The organism is Escherichia sp. XD33 (assembly GCF_019375075.1).
Lineage (GTDB): Bacteria > Pseudomonadota > Gammaproteobacteria > Enterobacterales > Enterobacteriaceae > Enterobacter > Enterobacter flexneri_A.
Window position 1 is genome coordinate 43,200 of sequence record NZ_JAENDM010000008.1, and the last position, 20,128, is coordinate 63,327.

A 20,128-nucleotide genomic window follows, 5' to 3' on the forward strand; every position below is an offset into this window, starting at 1 on the left:
ATAACATAGCCGCAAACATTTCGTTTGCGGTCATAGCGTGGGTGCCGCCTGGCAAGTGCTTATTTTCAGGGGTATTTTGTAACATGGCAGAAAAACAAACTGCGAAAAGGAACCGTCGCGAGGAAATACTTCAGTCTCTGGCGCTGATGCTGGAATCCAGCGATGGAAGCCAACGTATCACGACGGCAAAACTGGCCGCCTCTGTCGGCGTTTCCGAAGCGGCACTGTATCGCCACTTCCCCAGTAAGACCCGCATGTTCGATAGCCTGATTGAGTTTATCGAAGATAGCCTGATTACTCGCATCAACCTGATTCTGAAAGATGAGAAAGACACCACAGCGCGCCTGCGTCTGATTGTGTTGCTGCTTCTCGGTTTTGGTGAGCGTAATCCTGGCCTGACCCGCATCCTCACTGGTCATGCGCTGATGTTTGAACAGGATCGCCTGCAAGGGCGTATCAACCAGCTGTTCGAGCGTATTGAAGCGCAGCTGCGTCAGGTATTGCGTGAAAAGAGAATGCGTGAGGGTGAAGGTTACACCACCGATGAAACCCTGCTGGCAAGCCAGATCCTGGCCTTCTGTGAAGGTATGCTGTCACGTTTTGTCCGCAGCGAATTTAAATACCGCCCGACGGATGATTTTGACGCCCGCTGGCCGCTAATTGCCGCGCAGTTGCAGTAATATGACGCCGGATGACTTTTCATCCGGCGAGTTTCTTTAAACGCCAAACTCTTCGCGATAGGCCTTAACCGCCGCCAGATGTTCCGCCATTTCCGGCTTCTCTTCCAGATAGGCAATCAGATCTTTCAGGGTGATGATAGAGATCACTTTGCAGTTGTAATCACGCTCAACTTCCTGAATCGCCGAAATCTCGCCGCGCCCCCGTTCCTGACGATCAAGCGAAATCAATACGCCAGCAAGCGTCGCGCCATTAGCCTGAATAATCTCCATCGATTCGCGAATCGCCGTTCCGGCGGTGATCACATCATCTACCAGCATTACGCGTCCTTGTAACGCGCTACCAACCAGATTGCCGCCTTCACCGTGGTCTTTTGCCTCTTTGCGGTTAAAGCAGTACGGCAGGTCAAGGTCATGATGCTCCGCCAGCGCCACGGCGGTAGTGGTGGCAATCGGGATCCCTTTGTAAGCAGGGCCAAACAGCAGATCGAACTCAATGCCAGAATCCACCAATGCTTCAGCGTAAAAACGGCCTAACAGTGCCAGGTCGCGCCCGGTATTAAACAGCCCGGCGTTGAAGAAATAGGGGCTTTTGCGCCCGGATTTCAGCGTAAACTCGCCAAACTTTAACACCTGCTTGCTAAGCGCAAATTCAATAAACTGGCGCTGATATGGTTTCATGCCTTCGCTCCTCATCTTACTTTTCTACAGACAAAAAAAAGGCGACTCATCAGTCGCCTTAAAAATCAGTTTGCCAGCGCCGCCTTCTGCGTCGCTACAATGGATTCGATTCCCCCTCGGGCCAGCGCCAACAAGGTGAGTAGCTCTTCATGGGTGAACGGCTCGCCTTCTGCCGTCCCCTGCACTTCAATGATGCGCCCGTCTTCGGTCATCACTACGTTCATGTCGGTCTCTGCGGCTGAGTCTTCAACGTATTCCAGATCGCAAATTGCTTCACCGTTTACAATACCGACAGAAACTGCGGCTACCATCCCTTTCATCGGGTTGGTTTTCAGCTTGCCGTTTTCCACCAGCTTCTGTAGCGCATCTGCCAGCGCCACGCAGGCACCCGTAATCGACGCGGTACGCGTGCCACCATCAGCCTGAAGCACGTCGCAGTCCAGCGTAATGGTGAACTCACCCAGCGCTTTCAAATCTACTGCCGCGCGAAGAGCACGGGCGATCAGACGCTGGATTTCCATTGTGCGTCCACCCTGCTTACCTTTCGCCGCTTCACGAGCGTTACGGGTGTGGGTAGAACGTGGCAGCATGCCGTACTCTGCGGTGATCCAGCCCTGGCCCTGACCTTTCAGGAAGCGCGGCACGCCTTCTTCAATAGAGGCGGTACACAACACTTTGGTATCGCCAAATTCGACCAGCACCGAGCCTTCTGCATGTTTTGTATAGTTACGAGTCAGGGTAACGGGACGCACCTGATTATTGCTACGGCCTGCTGGACGCATATTGAAATCTCCGGCTTGAAACAAATGTGGCTGCGCATTATACGGACTTCCGGCGGTTATTCCTATCCTGACAAGGCATCGATGGCTATAATCCTTCCACCTCTCCTTTTATAAACAGGAACGTCTATGATCCGCAGTATGACCGCCTACGCCCGGCGTGAAATCAAGGGTGAATGGGGGAGCGCAACCTGGGAAATGCGCTCGGTAAACCAGCGTTATCTGGAAACTTACTTTCGTCTGCCGGAGCAGTTCCGTAGCCTTGAACCTGTCGTTCGCGAGCGTATTCGTTCTCGCCTGACGCGCGGTAAAGTGGAATGTACCCTGCGCTATGAGCCAGATGTTAGCGCACAAGGTGAGCTGATCCTCAATGAAAAACTGGCTAAACAGCTGGTAACTGCCGCGAACTGGGTAAAAATGCAGAGTGACGAAGGGGAAATCAACCCGGTTGATATTCTGCGCTGGCCGGGCGTGATGGCAGCCCAGGAGCAGGATCTCGACGCCATTGCCGCTGAAATTCTCGCGGCGCTGGATGGTACGCTGGACGACTTTATTGTCGCGCGCGAAACCGAAGGTCAGGCACTGAAAGCATTGATCGAGCAGCGTCTGGAAGGCGTCACCGCCGAAGTGGTCAAAGTCCGCGCCCATATGCCGGAAATCCTGCAATGGCAGCGTGAGCGTCTGGTCGCGAAGCTGGAAGATGCTCAGGTTCAGTTGGAAAACAACCGTCTGGAGCAGGAGTTGGTTCTGCTGGCACAACGAATTGACGTTGCCGAAGAACTGGACCGCCTGGAAGCGCATGTCAAAGAGACCTACAACATTCTGAAGAAAAAAGAAGCCGTTGGTCGTCGTCTGGACTTTATGATGCAGGAATTCAACCGCGAGTCGAACACTCTTGCGTCGAAATCTATCAATGCCGAAGTGACAAACTCCGCCATCGAGCTGAAAGTGTTGATTGAGCAGATGCGCGAGCAGATTCAGAATATTGAGTAACTCGTAACACTAATTCTTACTTTTCAGCCTTCACAAATGCCGCCCACTCAAACAGAGCGGCATTTTTCTTCCCCGCAACTTCAATTCTGTTTTGCGTGCCTGCTCCAGATTTTGCGATGTTTTTTTGCCCAGCACACTGAGAACGTGAGATACTCACAACTGTATATAAATACAGTTACAGATTTACTTTCTTTGCAATCGATATCACATGGAGTGGGCAATGAACGAACATCATCAACCTTTTGAAGAAATACGGCATTATGGCACTGAAGGGCAAGAATTTTGGTCAGCTAGAGAATTGGCACCGTTACTGGATTATCGGGGCTGGCGCAATTTTCAAAAGGTACTGGCCCGCGCGACTCAAGCGTGCGAAGCCAGCAATCAAGCTGCATCTGACCATTTCGTTGAAACCACCAAAATGGTTGTATTAGGTTCAGGGGCTCAACGAGAACTTGAAGATGTTCATCTCTCCCGCTATGCCTGTTACCTGGTAGTACAAAACGGCGACCCTGCGAAACCGGTTATTGCGGCAGGGCAAACTTATTTTGCTATCCAGACCCGACGGCAGGAGCTGGCTGACGATGAAGCTTTCAGGCAACTTCGTGAAGACGAAAAGCGTCTTTTTCTGAGAAATGAATTGAAAGAACATAACAAACAATTGGTTGAGGCAGCGCAGCAAGCTGGGGGAGCGACAGCTATCGATTTCGCCATATTTCAGAATCATGGTTACCGGGGGCTGTATGGTGGATTAGATCAGAAAGCTATTCATCAGCGGAAGGGGCTGAAAAAGAATCAGAAGATCCTGGATCATATGGGTTCAACAGAACTGGCGGCTAATCTCTTTCGAGCTACCCAAACAGAAGAAAAACTCAAGCGGGATGGCGTGAATTCAAAACAGCAAGCAAACACCACACACTTTGACGTGGGTCGCAAGGTGAGGCAAACCATTCAGGAACTTGGCGGAACCATGCCTGAGGAGTTGCCGACCCCGCAGGTCAGCATCAAGCAGTTGGAAAACAGTGTAAAAATTACAGAGAAGAAATAGCAGAAACTAAAAACTCTTTTTGTTGATTGAGACACCCGATGCGTAAGCCAAGGTCCAGGTGCAGTGAACACAATGGCTAAATATTGCACCTTTCTTTTCCCCCCTCAGTTTTAACCTATTTTTTCTTATGCATTTTCTCAGACAAGAAGTCAGAAGAATGCATCTCTGCTACAGAAAATAGCGATTTCACATAACTACAAGTTATCAATTTCCCCTCACCTTAAAAAATCTCAATCGTGACAATGCGCACAAATCGCTACCCTGCCAGACAGATTTTTAGGGAGAGAACCATGCTGTTACACATTTTGTATTTGGTTGGCATTACTGCCGAAGCCATGACGGGGGCGCTGGCGGCCGGACGACGGCGCATGGATACATTTGGCGTAATTATTATTGCGACCGCCACCGCAATTGGCGGAGGGTCAGTGCGCGATATTCTGCTGGGCCACTATCCGCTCGGCTGGGTCAAACACCCGGAATATGTGATTATCGTCGCTACCGCCGCAGTACTCACCACTATCGTTGCTCCTGTAATGCCTTACCTGCGCAAAGTGTTTCTGGTGCTCGATGCGCTCGGACTGGTGGTCTTTTCTATCATCGGGGCACAGGTTGCACTGGATATGGGGCACGGCCCAATTATTGCCGTTGTCGCGGCGGTAACCACCGGCGTGTTTGGCGGCGTTTTGCGCGATATGTTCTGTAAACGCATCCCACTGGTATTCCAGAAAGAGTTGTATGCCGGTGTCTCATTTGCCTCCGCCGTGCTGTACATCGCGCTGCAACACTATGTTTCTAATCATGATGTGGTAATTATCTCCACCCTGGTATTCGGCTTTTTTGCCCGCTTACTGGCGCTACGCCTTAAGCTGGGATTACCGGTCTTTTACTACAGCCACGAAGGACACTAAGGTTCAAAACCTGTGATCTGCTGGGCAGCCAGCCAACTGCCCAGCTTCTTGATTTGCGCATTTTCCTTCCATTCAATAACCTGTCTGGCGCGCCCCGATCCAGTGCCCGGCAGCTGCTGCCAGAACTGCTCCGTGCTAAATAAAAGTTGCGACCAGGACCGTTCATCACTGGCATTAAGCGCCGCCCGGGTTAGCGGTATTCCCATTGCCATCACCCAGCGAGTAAAAGGCTGCTTACGAGCCAGATTAAACTGATGCCATAGCTGCGCACTTTTACTTTTCGCGATCCCCGGCGTGTTCTGTAATTGCTCTGGCGTTAATAAAAGCCAGGAAAAGATATGCTCAAAGCGATGAGTCTGATGCAGCGCGCCAGCCGGCCTCACCAATGCCATCCAGCCCAAGAACCTGTTTTGCCCCCAGCCAGACTAAGCGTGAAATGAACTGTTCCTGACAAACATCAGAAGCAAAGTAGCAGGTCAACGAGTTAAAGCGGTTTTCTGGCGGTGTCGGTTTTGTACGTTCTGCACCGCGCCACACCACATCATCAATGCGAGGAATACCCTGACCGGCAAGGCTGACGAGAATCTGATCACCAGGCGCAATATCCCACTCCTGCCAGCGCCTGACGGAACCAATATTCACCCGCTGGACTTTTTTATCATCCAGCATGACAGGTGCGAGTGACGCAACCACCGATATTTTACCGCTCTTACCCACCGCAAACTGAATTGCCTTCACTTCGGCAACCTGAGCTACAGGTTGATATTTCCAGGCCACCAGCCACTCTGCCTGGCCCGGTAGCCAATGGCGGGATTCTGGCTCTTTCGCCGCTCGTACAACTACGCCATCGGTGACGAAGGGTAATTCCGCTTTCCACCACTCATTGCGTACGCGCGCAACTTCATCAGCATTTTTCACCGCACGGGTATACGTCTGCGTTAGAGTAAAACCTGCGGTAGCCAGCTCTTTTAAACGATCAGACATTAACTGCGGTCCATCCGGCCATGCCCAGACAAAAACGCCCAGAGAATTCAGCGTGTCGCTATCGTCCTGGCGCATCATCAAGCCAGCAACTTTTGCGCGGGCATTTATTCCCCCCATTTGTTGTTGGATATGCCCCTCGCGCTGGAGAAATATTTCCCCCTGAAGCGTACTGTTGGCTAAAGGCCCGCTAACGGTTTGCGGCACAGCGGAAATTAAGCTAACTTTCTGCGTCCAGTCCTCGCCTTTCAGGCCATTACCGCGACTGATTGCTTTGTTCAGTTTCCCGTCCCGATAAACCAGGGTTACCGCAACGCCATCAACTTTTGGCTGCACCCAAAGATCGCTACGTTCTCGCATCCACAGACTTAATGCGTTTTTATCCACCATTTTGCGTACACCCGTATGGGCAACCGGATGCATAACCGCACCATTTAAAGGCGGCATCATCACGTCGCGGGGCTCGCTCCCAAAGCAGCGTTGCCACTGCGTAAGACGGGCGCTTAACTGATCGTAAACACCGTCTTCCACCTCACTTTTTCCTTCCTTCCAGTAGTCATCGTCCCACTGTTTTATTTGCTGTTGCAGGCGGGAAATTTCTTCCTGTGCTCTGGCTGGCGACCAGGCCGGACAGACCGCCCACACAGATGATTGCCAGCACAAGATACTTATTAATATCGCCATCCATACTTTCATCATCACCTCCGCTGTAGGTAGTCAGGCAGATATACAACGTGATGAAAGCAAAGCCGAGTGGCAAAAACGGAGTCTGCGAGGACGCTTCCTGAAAATCGTCTTTATTGCAGTGAATGACAGGCAAATGCGGAAGCAGCTACGCAAAACGCAACAACTTTGCGCAAAAAGTGTGAGCAAGGGCTACGTCACATGGCCGCGCCGTGTATAATAAGCTCGTATGTAGGCTTTATTTCGCTAATCACATACGAAAGATACTCATGGCTCAAGGCACGCTTTATATTGTTTCTGCCCCCAGTGGCGCGGGTAAATCCAGCCTGATTCAGGCTTTATTAAAAACCCAACCGTTGTATGACACCCAGGTTTCTGTTTCACACACCACACGCCAACCGCGTCCTGGTGAAGTCCACGGTGAACATTATTTCTTTGTTAATCATGATGAATTTAAAGAAATGATTAGCAGAGATGCGTTCCTCGAACACGCAGAAGTTTTTGGTAATTACTATGGCACTTCGCGTGAGGCCATTGAGCAAGTACTGGCGACCGGTGTCGATGTTTTTCTCGATATCGACTGGCAGGGCGCGCAGCAAATTCGCCAGAAGATGCCGCACGCGCGGAGTATCTTTATTTTACCGCCGTCTAAAATTGAACTGGACCGCCGTCTACGCGGTCGCGGTCAGGACAGCGAAGAGGTCATTGCAAAGCGTATGGCGCAAGCTGTTGCAGAAATGAGCCATTACGCCGAATATGATTACCTGATTGTGAATGATGACTTCGATACCGCGTTGACCGATTTGAAGACCATTATTCGCGCCGAACGTCTGCGCATGAGCCGCCAAAAGCAGCGTCATGACGCTTTAATCAGCAAATTGTTGGCAGACTGAACCTGATTTCAGTATCATGCCCAGTCATTTCTTCACCTGTGGAGCTTTTTAAGTATGGCACGCGTAACTGTTCAGGACGCTGTAGAGAAAATTGGTAACCGTTTTGACCTGGTACTGGTCGCCGCGCGTCGCGCTCGTCAGATGCAGGTAGGCGGAAAGGATCCGCTGGTACCGGAAGAAAACGATAAAACCACTGTAATCGCGCTGCGCGAAATCGAAGAAGGTCTGATCAACAACCAGATCCTCGACGTTCGCGAACGCCAGGAACAGCAAGAGCAGGAAGCCGCTGAATTACAAGCCGTTACCGCTATTGCTGAAGGTCGTCGTTAATCACAAAGCGGGTCGCCCTTGTATCTGTTTGAAAGCCTGAATCAACTGATTCAAACCTACCTGCCGGAAGACCAAATCAAGCGTCTGCGGCAGGCGTATCTCGTTGCACGTGATGCTCACGAGGGGCAAACACGTTCAAGCGGTGAACCCTATATCACGCACCCGGTAGCGGTTGCCTGCATTCTGGCCGAGATGAAACTCGACTATGAAACGCTGATGGCGGCGCTGCTGCATGACGTGATTGAAGATACTCCCGCCACCTACCAGGATATGGAACAGCTTTTTGGTAAAAGCGTCGCCGAGCTGGTAGAGGGGGTGTCGAAACTTGATAAACTCAAGTTCCGCGATAAGAAAGAGGCGCAGGCCGAAAACTTTCGCAAGATGATTATGGCGATGGTGCAGGATATCCGCGTCATCCTCATCAAACTTGCCGACCGTACCCACAACATGCGCACGCTGGGCTCACTTCGCCCGGACAAACGTCGCCGCATCGCCCGTGAAACTCTCGAAATTTATAGCCCGCTGGCGCACCGTTTAGGTATCCACCACATTAAAACCGAACTCGAAGAGCTGGGTTTTGAGGCGCTGTATCCCAACCGTTATCGCGTAATCAAAGAAGTGGTGAAAGCCGCGCGCGGCAACCGTAAAGAGATGATCCAGAAGATTCTTTCTGAAATCGAAGGGCGTTTGCAGGAAGCGGGAATACCGTGCCGCGTCAGTGGTCGCGAGAAGCATCTTTATTCGATTTACTGCAAAATGGTGCTCAAAGAGCAGCGTTTTCACTCGATCATGGACATCTACGCTTTCCGCGTGATCGTCAATGATTCTGACACCTGTTATCGCGTGCTGGGCCAGATGCACAGCCTGTACAAGCCGCGTCCGGGCCGCGTGAAAGACTATATCGCCATTCCAAAAGCGAACGGCTATCAGTCTTTGCACACCTCGATGATCGGCCCGCACGGTGTGCCGGTTGAGGTCCAGATCCGTACCGAAGATATGGACCAGATGGCGGAGATGGGTGTTGCCGCGCACTGGGCTTATAAAGAGCACGGCGAAACCAGTACTACCGCACAAATCCGCGCCCAGCGCTGGATGCAAAGCCTGCTGGAGCTGCAACAGAGCGCCGGTAGTTCGTTTGAATTTATCGAGAGCGTTAAATCCGATCTCTTCCCGGATGAGATTTACGTTTTCACACCGGAAGGGCGCATTGTCGAGCTGCCTGCCGGTGCAACGCCCGTCGACTTCGCTTATGCAGTGCATACCGATATCGGCCATGCCTGCGTGGGCGCACGCGTTGACCGCCAGCCTTACCCGCTGTCGCAGCCGCTTACCAGCGGTCAAACCGTTGAAATCATTACCGCTCCGGGCGCTCGCCCGAATGCCGCGTGGCTGAACTTTGTCGTTAGCTCGAAAGCGCGCGCCAAAATTCGTCAGTTGCTGAAAAACCTCAAGCGTGATGATTCTGTAAGCCTGGGCCGTCGTCTGCTCAACCATGCTTTGGGTGGTAGCCGTAAGCTGAATGAAATCCCGCAGGAAAATATTCAGCGCGAGCTGGATCGCATGAAGCTGGCAACGCTTGACGATCTGCTGGCAGAAATCGGACTTGGTAACGCAATGAGCGTGGTGGTCGCGAAAAATCTGCAACATGGGGACGCCTCCATTCCACCGGCAACCCAAAGCCACGGACATCTGCCCATTAAAGGTGCCGATGGCGTGCTGATCACCTTTGCGAAATGCTGCCGCCCTATTCCTGGCGACCCGATTATCGCCCACGTCAGCCCCGGTAAAGGTCTGGTGATCCACCATGAATCCTGCCGTAATATCCGTGGCTACCAGAAAGAGCCAGAGAAGTTTATGGCTGTGGAATGGGATAAAGAGACGGCGCAGGAGTTCATCACCGAAATCAAGGTGGAGATGTTCAATCATCAGGGTGCGCTGGCAAACCTGACGGCGGCAATTAACACCACGACTTCGAATATTCAAAGTTTGAATACGGAAGAGAAAGATGGTCGCGTCTACAGCGCCTTTATTCGTCTGACCGCTCGTGACCGTGTGCATCTGGCGAATATCATGCGCAAAATCCGCGTGATGCCAGACGTGATTAAAGTCACCCGAAACCGAAATTAATGTTTTATGAACCCAACACGTTATGCACGCATCTGCGAAATGCTCGCCAGGCGGCAGCCTGATCTGACCGTCTGCATGGAGCAGGTCCACAAACCTCATAACGTTTCTGCGATTATTCGTACCGCAGATGCCGTTGGCGTACATGAAGTTCACGCCGTCTGGCCTGGTAGCCGCATGCGCACCATGGCTTCGGCAGCGGCGGGTAGTAACAGCTGGGTACAGGTGAAAACACACCGCACCATTGGCGATGCCGTCGCTCATCTCAAAGGCCAGGGCATGCAGATTCTGGCAACCCATCTTTCTGATAACGCTGTCGATTTCCGCGAAATTGATTACACTCGCCCGACCTGCATTTTGATGGGACAGGAGAAAACGGGCATCACGCAGGAAGCATTGGCCCTGGCGGATCAGGACATCATCATTCCGATGATCGGCATGGTGCAGTCGCTGAATGTTTCCGTTGCCTCAGCCCTCATTCTTTACGAAGCCCAGCGTCAGCGGCAAAATGCAGGCATGTACCTGCGTGAAAACAGCATGTTGCCGGAAGCAGAGCAACAACGCCTGTTGTTTGAAGGCGGCTATCCGGTGCTGGCGAAAGTCGCAAAACGCAAAGGCCTGCCTTATCCCCACGTCAATCAGCAAGGCGAGATCGAAGCTGATGCCGACTGGTGGGCTACTATGCAGGCTGCAGGGTAAGTGCCATGAAAGGTCGCCTGTTAGATGCTGTCCCACTCAGTTCCCTAACGGGCGTTGGCGCAGCACTTAGTAACAAACTGGCGAAAATCAACCTGCATACCGTGCAGGATCTACTCTTACACCTTCCCCTGCGCTACGAAGATCGCACCCATCTCTACCCCATCGGAGAACTACTGCCGGGCGTTTATGCCACGGTGGAAGGCGAAGTGCTGAACTGCAATATCTCCTTCGGCGGTCGGCGGATGATGACCTGCCAGATCAGCGACGGTTCCGGCATCCTCACCATGCGCTTTTTCAATTTCAGCGCGGCAATGAAAAATAGCCTGGCGGCGGGCCGCCGTGTACTGGCTTATGGCGAAGCAAAGCGCGGTAAATATGGTGCGGAGATGATCCACCCGGAATACCGCGTGCAGGGCGATCTCAGCACGCCAGAATTACAGGAAACGCTCACGCCGGTTTATCCAACAACGGAAGGCGTAAAGCAGGCCACGCTGCGTAAATTAACCGACCAGGCGCTGGATCTGCTCGACACCTGCGCCATTGAAGAACTCCTGCCGCCGGAACTGTCACAAGGAATGATGACGCTACCGGAAGCGTTGCGCACTTTGCACCGCCCGCCACCGACGCTACAGCTTAGCGATCTGGAAACCGGGCAGCATCCGGCGCAACGTCGTCTGATTCTGGAAGAACTGCTGGCGCACAACCTCAGCATGTTAGCCTTACGTGCCGGAGCACAGCGTTTTCATGCCCAGCCGCTGAGCGCCAATGACACGCTGAAAAATAAACTCCTCGCCGCCTTACCGTTCAAGCCAACGGGCGCACAGGCACGCGTAGTGGCGGAGATCGAGCGCGATATGGCGCTGGATGTGCCGATGATGCGTCTGGTGCAGGGCGATGTAGGTTCCGGTAAAACGCTGGTCGCCGCCCTCGCCGCGTTGCGTGCGATTGCCCACGGCAAACAGGTAGCATTGATGGCACCAACCGAATTACTCGCCGAGCAGCACGCCAATAACTTCCGCAACTGGTTTGCACCGCTCGGTATCGAAGTGGGCTGGCTCGCCGGTAAGCAGAAAGGTAAAGCACGGCTGGCACAGCAGGAAGCCATCGCCAGCGGTCAGGTGCAGATGATTGTCGGTACACACGCCATCTTCCAGGAACAGGTGCAGTTTAACGGCCTGGCGCTGGTGATTATCGACGAACAGCATCGTTTTGGCGTGCATCAGCGTCTGGCATTGTGGGAGAAAGGCCAGCAGCAGGGCTTCCATCCGCATCAGTTGATCATGACCGCCACGCCGATCCCCCGCACGCTGGCAATGACTGCGTATGCCGATCTCGATACCTCGGTGATAGATGAGCTGCCGCCAGGCCGCACGCCAGTGACTACGGTCGCTATTCCTGATACCCGCCGTACCGACATCATTGACCGCGTGCACCACGCCTGCATAACTGAAGGTCGTCAGGCATACTGGGTTTGTACGTTGATTGAAGAGTCGGAATTGCTGGAAGCGCAGGCGGCGGAAGCTACCTGGGAAGAGTTGAAACTGGCGCTACCAGAGTTGAACGTTGGCCTGGTACACGGGCGGATGAAACCTGCCGAGAAACAGGCGGTGATGGCGTCGTTTAAACAAGGTGAGCTACACCTGCTGGTTGCCACAACCGTTATTGAAGTCGGCGTTGATGTGCCTAACGCCAGTCTGATGATTATCGAAAACCCGGAGCGTCTGGGTCTGGCGCAGTTACACCAGCTGCGCGGGCGCGTAGGTCGTGGCGCGGTGGCTTCTCACTGCGTGCTGCTCTACAAAACGCCGCTTTCTAAAACGGCGCAAATTCGCCTGCAAGTGCTGCGCGACAGTAACGACGGTTTTGTGATTGCGCAAAAAGATCTGGAGATTCGCGGCCCTGGCGAATTGTTAGGCACGCGTCAGACGGGTAATGCTGAATTTAAAGTGGCGGATTTACTGCGCGATCAGGCGATGATCCCGGAAGTTCAGCGCCTGGCACGCCATATTCACGAACGTTACCCACAACAGGCAAAAGCCCTGATAGAACGCTGGATGCCGGAGACGGAACGTTACTCGAATGCGTAAAAGGCGGCAGTGAGAAGACCGCCATTTCAGGTTACCCTACCTTCCTGCCGGATGCGATTCATCACCCTACAAATTCAATAAATTATGAATCAATACGCAGGCTTGATAAGCGAAGCGTATCAGGCATTTGTCTTTGTTGCGGCGGCACTTCTACCGCCGCTTCATCGGTTAACCGGCAAAAATCGGCAACATCAAATACAACTTAATTACCAGCGCATTGACGATATCGATAAAGAACGCACCGACCATCGGCACCACCAAAAACGCCATGTGCGACGGGCCAAAGCGTTCAGTGATCGCCTGCATGTTGGCGATTGCCGTTGGCGTTGCACCGAGGCCAAAACCACAGTGACCCGCAGCCAGCACTGCCGCATCGTAGTTTTTGCCCATCATGCGCCAGGTAACGAAGATGGCATACAACGCCATGAAGATGGTCTGTACCACCAGAATCGCCAGCATCGGCAGCGCCAGCGAAGCCAGCTCCCACAGTTTCAGCCCCATCAGCGCCATCGCCAGGAACAACGACAGGCTTACGTTACCCAGCACGGATACCGCACGCTCAAAGACGCGGTAAAAGCCCATCATTGACAGACCGTTGCTCAGAATCACGCCAACAAACAGTACACAGACGAAGGTCGGCAGTTCAAAAGCAGTGCCAGCCAAAAGTTGCGCAACAATTTTCCCCACCGTCAGGCAGATAGCAATCAGCGCGATAGTTTCAATCAGCACCAGCGAGGTGATCATGCGGCCCACATCCGGCTTTTCAAACGCCGTCGGGACTTCCTGGTCATCCGGAATACCGTTCGGCGTGGTGGAGTGTTTCACCAGATAGCGCGCCACCGGACCGCCAATCAAGCCGCCCAGCACCAGACCGAACGTTGCACAGGCCATCGCCACTTCCGTCGCATTGGTGAAGCCATAACGTTCAATGAACAATTTACTCCACGCAGCGCCCGTACCGTGACCGCCGGAAAGCGTAATAGAACCGGCCAACAGCCCCATCAGCGGATCAAGCCCTAACAGGCTAGCCATACCAATGCCAATGGCATTTTGCATCACCAACAGACCAACAACCACAATCAAGAAGATGCCAACCACACGCCCACCGGCACGCAAACTGGCAATGTTGGCGTTCAGGCCAATGGTGGCGAAGAAAGCCAGCATTAACGGATCGCGCAGGGACATATCAAAGTTGACTTCCCAGCCCATGCTTTTTTTCAGTACCAGTAGCGCTAGCGCCACCAACAAACCACCCGCAACAGGTTCCGGTATGGTGTATTTCTTCAAAAAGGAGACGGAATGGACCAACTTACGCCCGAGCAGCAACGTCAGCGTTGCGGCAACAAGCGTTGCTAAAGTATCGAGATGAAACATAGTTACTCCTTTGTATCCGCATCACTCTTTCATACTCGTCATACTTCATCGCGCAGTGGCAACCTCATGAACTATGACGGGTATCGAGTTATGCTTTCCTGGGTCAAATTCTCAGCTGTTAATGAACAAATGGCATGGATTTTAAGCAGAAAAATACCAAAAGTTATATAAAAAAGTGCATTTATCTCATTTAAATATTTAGATGAGGATGTGGCAAACGTTTGCTTTTCTCTTTCGGTCAGCTAAAATGCCCGCTTTGCTACCACGGGATTGTTTTCGATGTCTGTTTCCACCCTCGAGTCAGAAAATGCGCAACCGGTTGCGCAGACTCAAAACAGCGAACTGATTTACCGTCTTGAAGATCGTCCGCCGCTTCCTCAAACCCTGTTTGCCGCCTGTCAGCATCTGCTGGCGATGTTCGTTGCGGTGATCACGCCAGCGCTATTAATCTGCCAGGCGCTGGGTTTACCGGCACAAGACACGCAACACATTATTAGTATGTCGCTGTTTGCCTCCGGTGTGGCATCGATTATTCAAATTAAGGCCTGGGGTCCGGTTGGCTCCGGGCTGTTGTCTATTCAGGGCACCAGCTTCAACTTTGTTGCCCCGCTGATTATGGGCGGTACCGCGCTGAAAACCGGTGGTGCTGATGTTCCTACCATGATGGCGGCTTTGTTCGGCACGTTGATGCTGGCAAGTTGCACCGAGATGGTGATCTCCCGCGTTCTGCATCTGGCGCGCCGCATTATTACGCCGCTGGTTTCTGGCGTTGTGGTGATGATTATCGGCCTGTCGCTAATTCAGGTGGGGCTGACCTCCATTGGCGGCGGTTACGCAGCCATGAGCGATAACACCTTCGGCGCACCGAAAAATCTGCTGCTGGCAGGCGTGGTTTTAGCCTTAATTATCCTGCTTAACCGTCAACGTAACCCTTACTTACGCGTGGCCTCACTGGTAATTGCGATGGCGGCCGGATATGCGCTGGCGTGGTTTATGGGCATGTTGCCAGAAAGCAACGAACCGATGACGCAAGAACTGATTATGGTGCCAACGCCGCTCTATTACGGTCTTGGCATTGAATGGAGTCTGCTGCTGCCGCTGATGCTGGTCTTTATGATCACTTCGCTGGAAACCATTGGCGATATCACGGCGACCTCTGACGTTTCCGAACAGCCAGTGTCCGGTCCGCTGTACATGAAACGCCTGAAAGGCGGCGTGCTGGCAAACGGCCTGAACTCGTTTGTTTCGGCGGTGTTTAACACCTTCCCGAACTCCTGCTTCGGGCAAAACAACGGAGTGATCCAGTTGACTGGTGTTGCCAGCCGCTATGTCGGTTTTGTCGTCGCGCTGATGTTGATCGTGCTGGGTCTGTTCCCGGCAGTGAGCGGTTTTGTACAACACATTCCAGAACCGGTTCTGGGCGGCGCAACGCTTGTAATGTTTGGCACCATCGCCGCCTCCGGTGTGCGTATCGTTTCTCGTGAGCCGCTGAACCGTCGGGCGATTCTGATTATCGCGCTGTCGCTGGCGGTTGGTCTGGGCGTGTCTCAGCAGCCGCTGATTTTGCAGTTTGCCCCTGAATGGCTGAAAAACCTGCTCTCCTCCGGGATCGCCGCGGGCGGTATTACTGCCATCGTGCTGAATCTGATTTTCCCACCAGAAAAACAGTAATTCACTGGCGGCGGTAAGATAATTACCGCCGCAGTCTCACCTCTTTAACCATTCCCGCCTTGAGGATTGCGCGTAAATCGTGCATAACTCCCTTATGTGCATTTCACGGGATGGAAGACCATGAAATTTATTGGGAAGCTGCTTCTCTACATTCTCATCGCTCTGTTAGTGGCGATCGCTGGCCTCTATTTTCTTCTGCAAACCCGCTGGGGAGCAGAACATATCAGCGCATGGGTTTCCGAGAATAGCGACTATCATCTGGCCTTCGGGGCGATGGATCACCGTTTTTCCGCGCCATCTCATATCGTGCTGGAGAACGTCACGTTTGGTCGTGATGGCCAGCCCGCGACCCTGGTGGCCAAAAGTGTCGACATTGCGCTAAGCAGTCGGCAACTGACCGAACCACGCCATGTCGATACCATCCTGCTGGAAAACGGGACGCTGAATCTCACCGACCAGACCGCGCCGCTACCGTTCAAAGCCGATCGTCTGCAACTGCGTGATATGGCGTTTAATAGCCCGAATAGCGAATGGAAACTGAGCGCGCAGCGGGTAAATGGCGGCGTAGTTCCGTGGTCACCAAAAGCCGGTAAAGTGCTGGGTACGAAGGCGCAGATTCAGTTTAGTGCCGGATCGCTTTCGCTCAATGATGTTCCTGCCACCAATGTACTGATTGAAGGCAGTATTGATAACGATCGCGTTACGCTGACTAACCTGGGTGCCGACATCGCCCGCGGGACATTAACCGGAAACGCGCAGCGTAACGCCGACGGCAGCTGGCAAGTGGAAAACCTGCGCATGGCGGATATACGTCTACAAAGCGAAAAATCGCTAACCGACTTCTTTGCGCCATTACGCTCTGTCCCGTCGTTGCAGATTGGTCGCCTGGAAGTGATCGATGCTCGTTTGCAAGGTCCGGACTGGGCGGTGACCGACCTCGATCTCAGCTTGCGCAACATGACCTTCAGTAAAGATGACTGGCAGACACAGGAAGGCAAACTGTCGATGAACGCTAGCGAGTTCATTTATGGTTCGCTGCATTTATTTGACCCGATTATAAACACGGAATTTTCCCCGCAGGGCGTAGCGCTGCGCCAGTTCACCAGCCGCTGGGAAGGGGGTATGGTCAGAACGTCAGGGAACTGGCTGCGTGACGGGAAAACGTTGATCCTTGATGATGCGGCAATTGCCGGGCTGGAATATACCTTGCCGAAAAACTGGCAACAGTTGTGGATGGAAACGACACCCGGTTGGTTAAACAGCCTGCAACTGAAGAGATTTAGCGCCAGCCGCAATCTGATCATTGATATCGACCCTGACTTCCCGTGGCAGCTCACCGCGCTCGATGGTTACGGTGCCAACCTGACGCTGGTTACCGATCATAAATGGGGCGTCTGGAGTGGCTCGGCGAATCTGAATGCCGCCGCCGCGACATTCAATCGTGTTGATGTTCGTCGCCCGTCGCTGGCGCTGATCGCCAACAGCAGCACGGTGAATATCAGCGAACTGAGTGCATTTACTGAAAAAGGCATTCTGGAAGCCACCGCCAGTGTTTCACAAACGCCACAACGTCAGACACATATCAGCCTGAATGGACGCGGTGTGCCGGTGAATATTTTGCAACAGTGGGGATGGCCTAAATTACCGTTGACTGGCGACGGCAATATTCAGCTTACCGCCAGTGGCGATATTCAGGCCAATGTCCCGTTGAAACCTACGGTTAGCGGGCAATTGCATGCCGTGAACGCCGCAAAGCAGCAAGTGACTCAAACCATGAATGCTGGCATCGTTTCCAGCGGTGAAGTTACATCGACGGAGCCGGTGCGGTAAACATCAATCTCGCCGGGTACGACTCAGACGTACCCGGCATTCCATCAATAGATTACAACGTAATTGTCAGCGCATTCCCTTGAGGCTTCACCACCAGCCCCTGCTCACTTTCAGCCTGCGAACCGTCTTGCAGACCATTTACTTTCACAACATTGCGCAGGCACAGTGTCCAGTTCTTCGCCTCGCCCGCACCAGTCACAGTAATCGTGTTGCCAGTACGTGCTGCTTTTAAAGTAAAGATCACCGATCCGTCAGCAGCGGGCACTTCACAGACGGCTTCATGCCCGTCTTGCAGATTAAAGAGGTGGAATGCCGTGCCTTCGTGCCACACGTAATCGGGACGTTGATCGTTGTTGCCCAGCGCCAGTAGAGTGTTATCACGCACATAAACGGGCAGACTCAGGAAGCCGTGCTGCTGTTTATGCCAGCGACTACCGTCGAGTTCATCGTTGTGCCACAGGTGTGTCCAGCGACCTTCCGGCAGGTAGAACTGCACATCGCCCGCTTCAGTGAACACCGGCGCAACCATCACGTTGTCGCCTAACATGTATTGACGGTCAAGGTAATCACAAGCCGGATCGTCCGGGAACTCCATCATCATGGCCCGCATCATCGGCGTACCCCGCGCGTTCGCACGCGCAGCTTCACGATACAGATACGGCATCATGCGGCATTTCAGTTGCGTGAAGAAGCGCACCACATCACAGGACTCATCATCGTAGGCCCACGGCACACGATAAGATTTGCTACCGTGCAAACGGCTATGGCTGGAGAGCAAACCAAACGCGCACCAGCGTTTGTAAACGTGCGCCGGAGCGGTATTTTCAAAGCCGCCGATATCGTGGCTCCAGAAGCCAAAACCTGAAAGGCCAATAGACAAACCACCGCGCAGGCTTTCCGCCATTGATTCGTAGTTAGCGTAACAATCGCCACCCCAGTGTACCGGGAATTTCTGCGCACCGACGGAGGCCGAGCGGGCAAACAAGACAGCTTCTTCCTCACCAACGGTGTCCTTGAGCACGTTCCACACCAGTTCGTTGTAGATGTACGCATAATGGTTATGCATTTTCTGCGGATCGGAACCGTCAAACCACTGAACATCAGTTGGGATACGTTCGCCAAAGTCGGTCTTAAAGCAATCAACGCCCATCGCGACCAGACCTTTCAGTTTGTCGGCGTACCATTTGCAGGCATCCGGATTGGTAAAGTCATAAATCGCCAGACCTGGCTGCCATTTATCCCACTGCCATAGCGAACCGTCCGGGCGTTTGAGTAAATAGCCTTTCTCTTGTAACTCTTTAAAGACGGGGGATTTTTGACCGATATAGGGGTTAATCCAGACGCAGATTTTCAGCCCTTTCGCTTTCAGGCGGCGGATCATCCCTTCCGGGTCAGGGAAAGTCAGCGGGTCCCACTCAAAATCGCACCACTGGAAGGCTTTCATCCAGAAACAGTCAAAGTGGAAAACATGCAGCGGCAGATTGCGTTCCGCCATACCATCGATAAAGCTGTTTACCGTCGCTTCGTCGTAGTTGGTGGTAAATGAAGTGGTTAGCCACAGGCCGAAGGACCACGCGGGCGGCAGCGCCGGACGACCAGTAAAGCGGGTATAACGATCAAGTACCGCTTTCGGCGTCGGGCCGTCGATAACAAAGTATTCGAGATATTCACTCTCAACGCTGAACTGCACTTTGGAGACTTTCTCCGATCCCACTTCAAAAGAGACACACTGGGGATGATTGACCAGTACCCCATAACCACGGTTAGTCATGTAGAACGGGATATTTTTATACGCCTGTTCAGTACTTGTGCCGCCGTCCCGGTTCCAGGTCTCTACCGTCTGGCCATTGCGCACCAGGGCAGTAAAGCGCTCTCCCAGACCGTAAACTGTTTCGCCAACGCCAAGATCAAGCCGCTCAAACATATAATTGCGTTGATTATTCGTGTCCTGCACGTAGCCATTATTTTTCACCTGACTACCGGTAATACGTTCGCCGTTGCGCAGAAAATCCAGTGACCAGAACTCACCTTTGCTGACACGCGCGCTTAAGTTGCCACTTTTAAACTCAGCATAACGTTCTGTGTTTTCGATTGTGACCTTCACGTCCTGCAAAATATTGAGCGGGTAATGAGGACCGTTATTCAGCGCCCCCTGAAAATGCTCAATCCGCACACCGACAATACCTTCCTGTGGGGAGAAAAAGCGCAGCGTAAATAAAGGCGTGTCAAGCTGCCAGGTACGTTCACGTACATCACGGGGGGCAGCATAGACCACCATTTCATTATCCTGCTGTTCAACCTCGAACACCTGAAGCGGGTGAATCAAATTGAGGCCAGGTTGAATCAACCAGTTTCCATCGCTAATTTTCATT

Annotated in this window: 15 protein-coding genes and 1 pseudogene; 11 read left to right on the forward strand and 5 right to left on the reverse strand. The window is 52.9% G+C overall.

Annotation, left to right across the window (positions count from 1 at the left end):
• The first annotated feature begins 83 nt into the window (after window positions 1–83).
• Entirely contained in the window at window positions 84–680 is a 597-nt protein-coding gene (gene slmA, locus K0778_RS07180) for a nucleoid occlusion factor SlmA (protein WP_000818601.1), read from the forward strand.
• A 36-nt stretch (window positions 681–716) separates the two neighbouring features.
• Here slmA and pyrE read toward each other — a convergent pair whose 3' ends face one another.
• Both pyrE and rph read right to left on the reverse strand, forming a co-directional pair.
• Window positions 717–1,358, reverse strand: coding sequence for an orotate phosphoribosyltransferase (gene pyrE / locus K0778_RS07185; protein WP_000806177.1), 642 nt, complete (start codon window positions 1,356–1,358; stop codon window positions 717–719).
• 65 nt (window positions 1,359–1,423) lie between these two features.
• Entirely contained in the window at window positions 1,424–2,140 is a 717-nt protein-coding gene (gene rph, locus K0778_RS07190) for a ribonuclease PH (protein WP_001247089.1), read from the reverse strand.
• 126 nt (window positions 2,141–2,266) lie between these two features.
• Here rph and K0778_RS07195 point away from each other — a divergent pair, with 126 nt between their 5' ends.
• From K0778_RS07195 to K0778_RS07205, 3 genes are all read left to right on the forward strand, one after another.
• On the forward strand, window positions 2,267–3,130 hold the full coding sequence (locus tag K0778_RS07195; RefSeq protein ID WP_000621336.1) for a YicC/YloC family endoribonuclease: 864 nt from the start codon (window positions 2,267–2,269) through the stop codon (window positions 3,128–3,130).
• 220 nt (window positions 3,131–3,350) lie between these two features.
• Entirely contained in the window at window positions 3,351–4,175 is an 825-nt protein-coding gene (dinD, locus tag K0778_RS07200) for a DNA damage-inducible protein D (RefSeq protein WP_063084829.1), read from the forward strand.
• A gap of 290 nt (window positions 4,176–4,465) precedes the next feature.
• On the forward strand, window positions 4,466–5,083 hold the full coding sequence (locus K0778_RS07205) for a trimeric intracellular cation channel family protein (RefSeq protein WP_000924289.1): 618 nt from the start codon (window positions 4,466–4,468) through the stop codon (window positions 5,081–5,083).
• On the opposite strand, the pseudogene ligB reads toward K0778_RS07205, so the two are convergent.
• Window positions 5,080–6,760 (reverse strand): annotated as a pseudogene (gene ligB, locus K0778_RS07210) (NAD-dependent DNA ligase LigB). The gene K0778_RS07205 and the pseudogene ligB overlap by 4 nt on opposite strands.
• Before the next feature lie 257 nt (window positions 6,761–7,017).
• Here ligB and gmk point away from each other — a divergent pair.
• The 5 genes from gmk to recG are packed head-to-tail and all read left to right on the forward strand — an operon-like array spanning window position 7,018 to window position 12,881.
• Entirely contained in the window at window positions 7,018–7,641 is a 624-nt protein-coding gene (gene gmk / locus K0778_RS07215) for a guanylate kinase (protein WP_001295237.1), read from the forward strand.
• A 54-nt stretch (window positions 7,642–7,695) separates the two neighbouring features.
• Entirely contained in the window at window positions 7,696–7,971 is a 276-nt protein-coding gene (gene rpoZ / locus K0778_RS07220; protein ID WP_000135058.1) for a DNA-directed RNA polymerase subunit omega, read from the forward strand.
• Between the two features lie 18 nt (window positions 7,972–7,989).
• Window positions 7,990–10,098, forward strand: a complete 2,109-nt coding sequence (gene spoT / locus K0778_RS07225) for a bifunctional GTP diphosphokinase/guanosine-3',5'-bis pyrophosphate 3'-pyrophosphohydrolase (protein WP_000280488.1) — start codon at window positions 7,990–7,992, stop codon at window positions 10,096–10,098.
• Window positions 10,099–10,104: 6 nt separating this feature from the next.
• On the forward strand, window positions 10,105–10,794 hold the full coding sequence (trmH, locus tag K0778_RS07230; RefSeq protein WP_001070177.1) for a tRNA (guanosine(18)-2'-O)-methyltransferase TrmH: 690 nt from the start codon (window positions 10,105–10,107) through the stop codon (window positions 10,792–10,794).
• A gap of 5 nt (window positions 10,795–10,799) precedes the next feature.
• On the forward strand, window positions 10,800–12,881 hold the full coding sequence (gene recG, locus K0778_RS07235; protein WP_000678419.1) for an ATP-dependent DNA helicase RecG: 2,082 nt from the start codon (window positions 10,800–10,802) through the stop codon (window positions 12,879–12,881).
• A gap of 168 nt (window positions 12,882–13,049) precedes the next feature.
• On the opposite strand, the gene gltS is transcribed toward recG, so the two are convergent.
• Entirely contained in the window at window positions 13,050–14,255 is a 1,206-nt protein-coding gene (gltS, locus tag K0778_RS07240; protein ID WP_000468836.1) for a sodium/glutamate symporter, read from the reverse strand.
• A 279-nt stretch (window positions 14,256–14,534) separates the two neighbouring features.
• On the opposite strand from gltS, the gene xanP reads away from it, so the two are divergent.
• On the forward strand, window positions 14,535–15,926 hold the full coding sequence (xanP, locus tag K0778_RS07245; RefSeq protein ID WP_001295238.1) for a xanthine/proton symporter XanP: 1,392 nt from the start codon (window positions 14,535–14,537) through the stop codon (window positions 15,924–15,926).
• A 120-nt stretch (window positions 15,927–16,046) separates the two neighbouring features.
• Window positions 16,047–17,756 (forward strand): AsmA family protein, encoded by a 1,710-nt coding sequence (locus K0778_RS07250; protein ID WP_063084830.1) that lies wholly within the window; start codon window positions 16,047–16,049, stop codon window positions 17,754–17,756.
• Between the two features lie 52 nt (window positions 17,757–17,808).
• Here the strand turns inward: K0778_RS07250 and yicI are convergent, their stop codons facing one another.
• A complete protein-coding gene (yicI, locus tag K0778_RS07255) occupies window positions 17,809–20,127 on the reverse strand; it encodes an alpha-xylosidase (protein ID WP_000702898.1) in 2,319 nt (772 codons plus the stop codon).
• Window position 20,128 lies beyond the last annotated feature (1 nt).

What these genes read in the sequence shown, in the direction of transcription:
- xanP (WP_001295238.1), top strand. Translation starts at nt 14,535, where the DNA reads ATGTCTGTTTCCACCCTCGAGTCAGAAAATGCGCAACCGGTTGCGCAG.
- rph (WP_001247089.1), bottom strand. Translation starts at nt 2,140, where the DNA reads ATGCGTCCAGCAGGCCGTAGCAATAATCAGGTGCGTCCCGTTACCCTG.
- K0778_RS07195 (WP_000621336.1), top strand. Translation starts at nt 2,267, where the DNA reads ATGATCCGCAGTATGACCGCCTACGCCCGGCGTGAAATCAAGGGTGAA.
- pyrE (WP_000806177.1), bottom strand. Translation starts at nt 1,358, where the DNA reads ATGAAACCATATCAGCGCCAGTTTATTGAATTTGCGCTTAGCAAGCAG.
- rpoZ (WP_000135058.1), top strand. Translation starts at nt 7,696, where the DNA reads ATGGCACGCGTAACTGTTCAGGACGCTGTAGAGAAAATTGGTAACCGT.
- gmk (WP_001295237.1), top strand. Translation starts at nt 7,018, where the DNA reads ATGGCTCAAGGCACGCTTTATATTGTTTCTGCCCCCAGTGGCGCGGGT.
- slmA (WP_000818601.1), top strand. Translation starts at nt 84, where the DNA reads ATGGCAGAAAAACAAACTGCGAAAAGGAACCGTCGCGAGGAAATACTT.
- K0778_RS07250 (WP_063084830.1), top strand. Translation starts at nt 16,047, where the DNA reads ATGAAATTTATTGGGAAGCTGCTTCTCTACATTCTCATCGCTCTGTTA.
- recG (WP_000678419.1), top strand. Translation starts at nt 10,800, where the DNA reads ATGAAAGGTCGCCTGTTAGATGCTGTCCCACTCAGTTCCCTAACGGGC.
- gltS (WP_000468836.1), bottom strand. Translation starts at nt 14,255, where the DNA reads ATGTTTCATCTCGATACTTTAGCAACGCTTGTTGCCGCAACGCTGACG.
- trmH (WP_001070177.1), top strand. Translation starts at nt 10,105, where the DNA reads ATGAACCCAACACGTTATGCACGCATCTGCGAAATGCTCGCCAGGCGG.
- yicI (WP_000702898.1), bottom strand. Translation starts at nt 20,127, where the DNA reads ATGAAAATTAGCGATGGAAACTGGTTGATTCAACCTGGCCTCAATTTG.
- K0778_RS07205 (WP_000924289.1), top strand. Translation starts at nt 4,466, where the DNA reads ATGCTGTTACACATTTTGTATTTGGTTGGCATTACTGCCGAAGCCATG.
- dinD (WP_063084829.1), top strand. Translation starts at nt 3,351, where the DNA reads ATGAACGAACATCATCAACCTTTTGAAGAAATACGGCATTATGGCACT.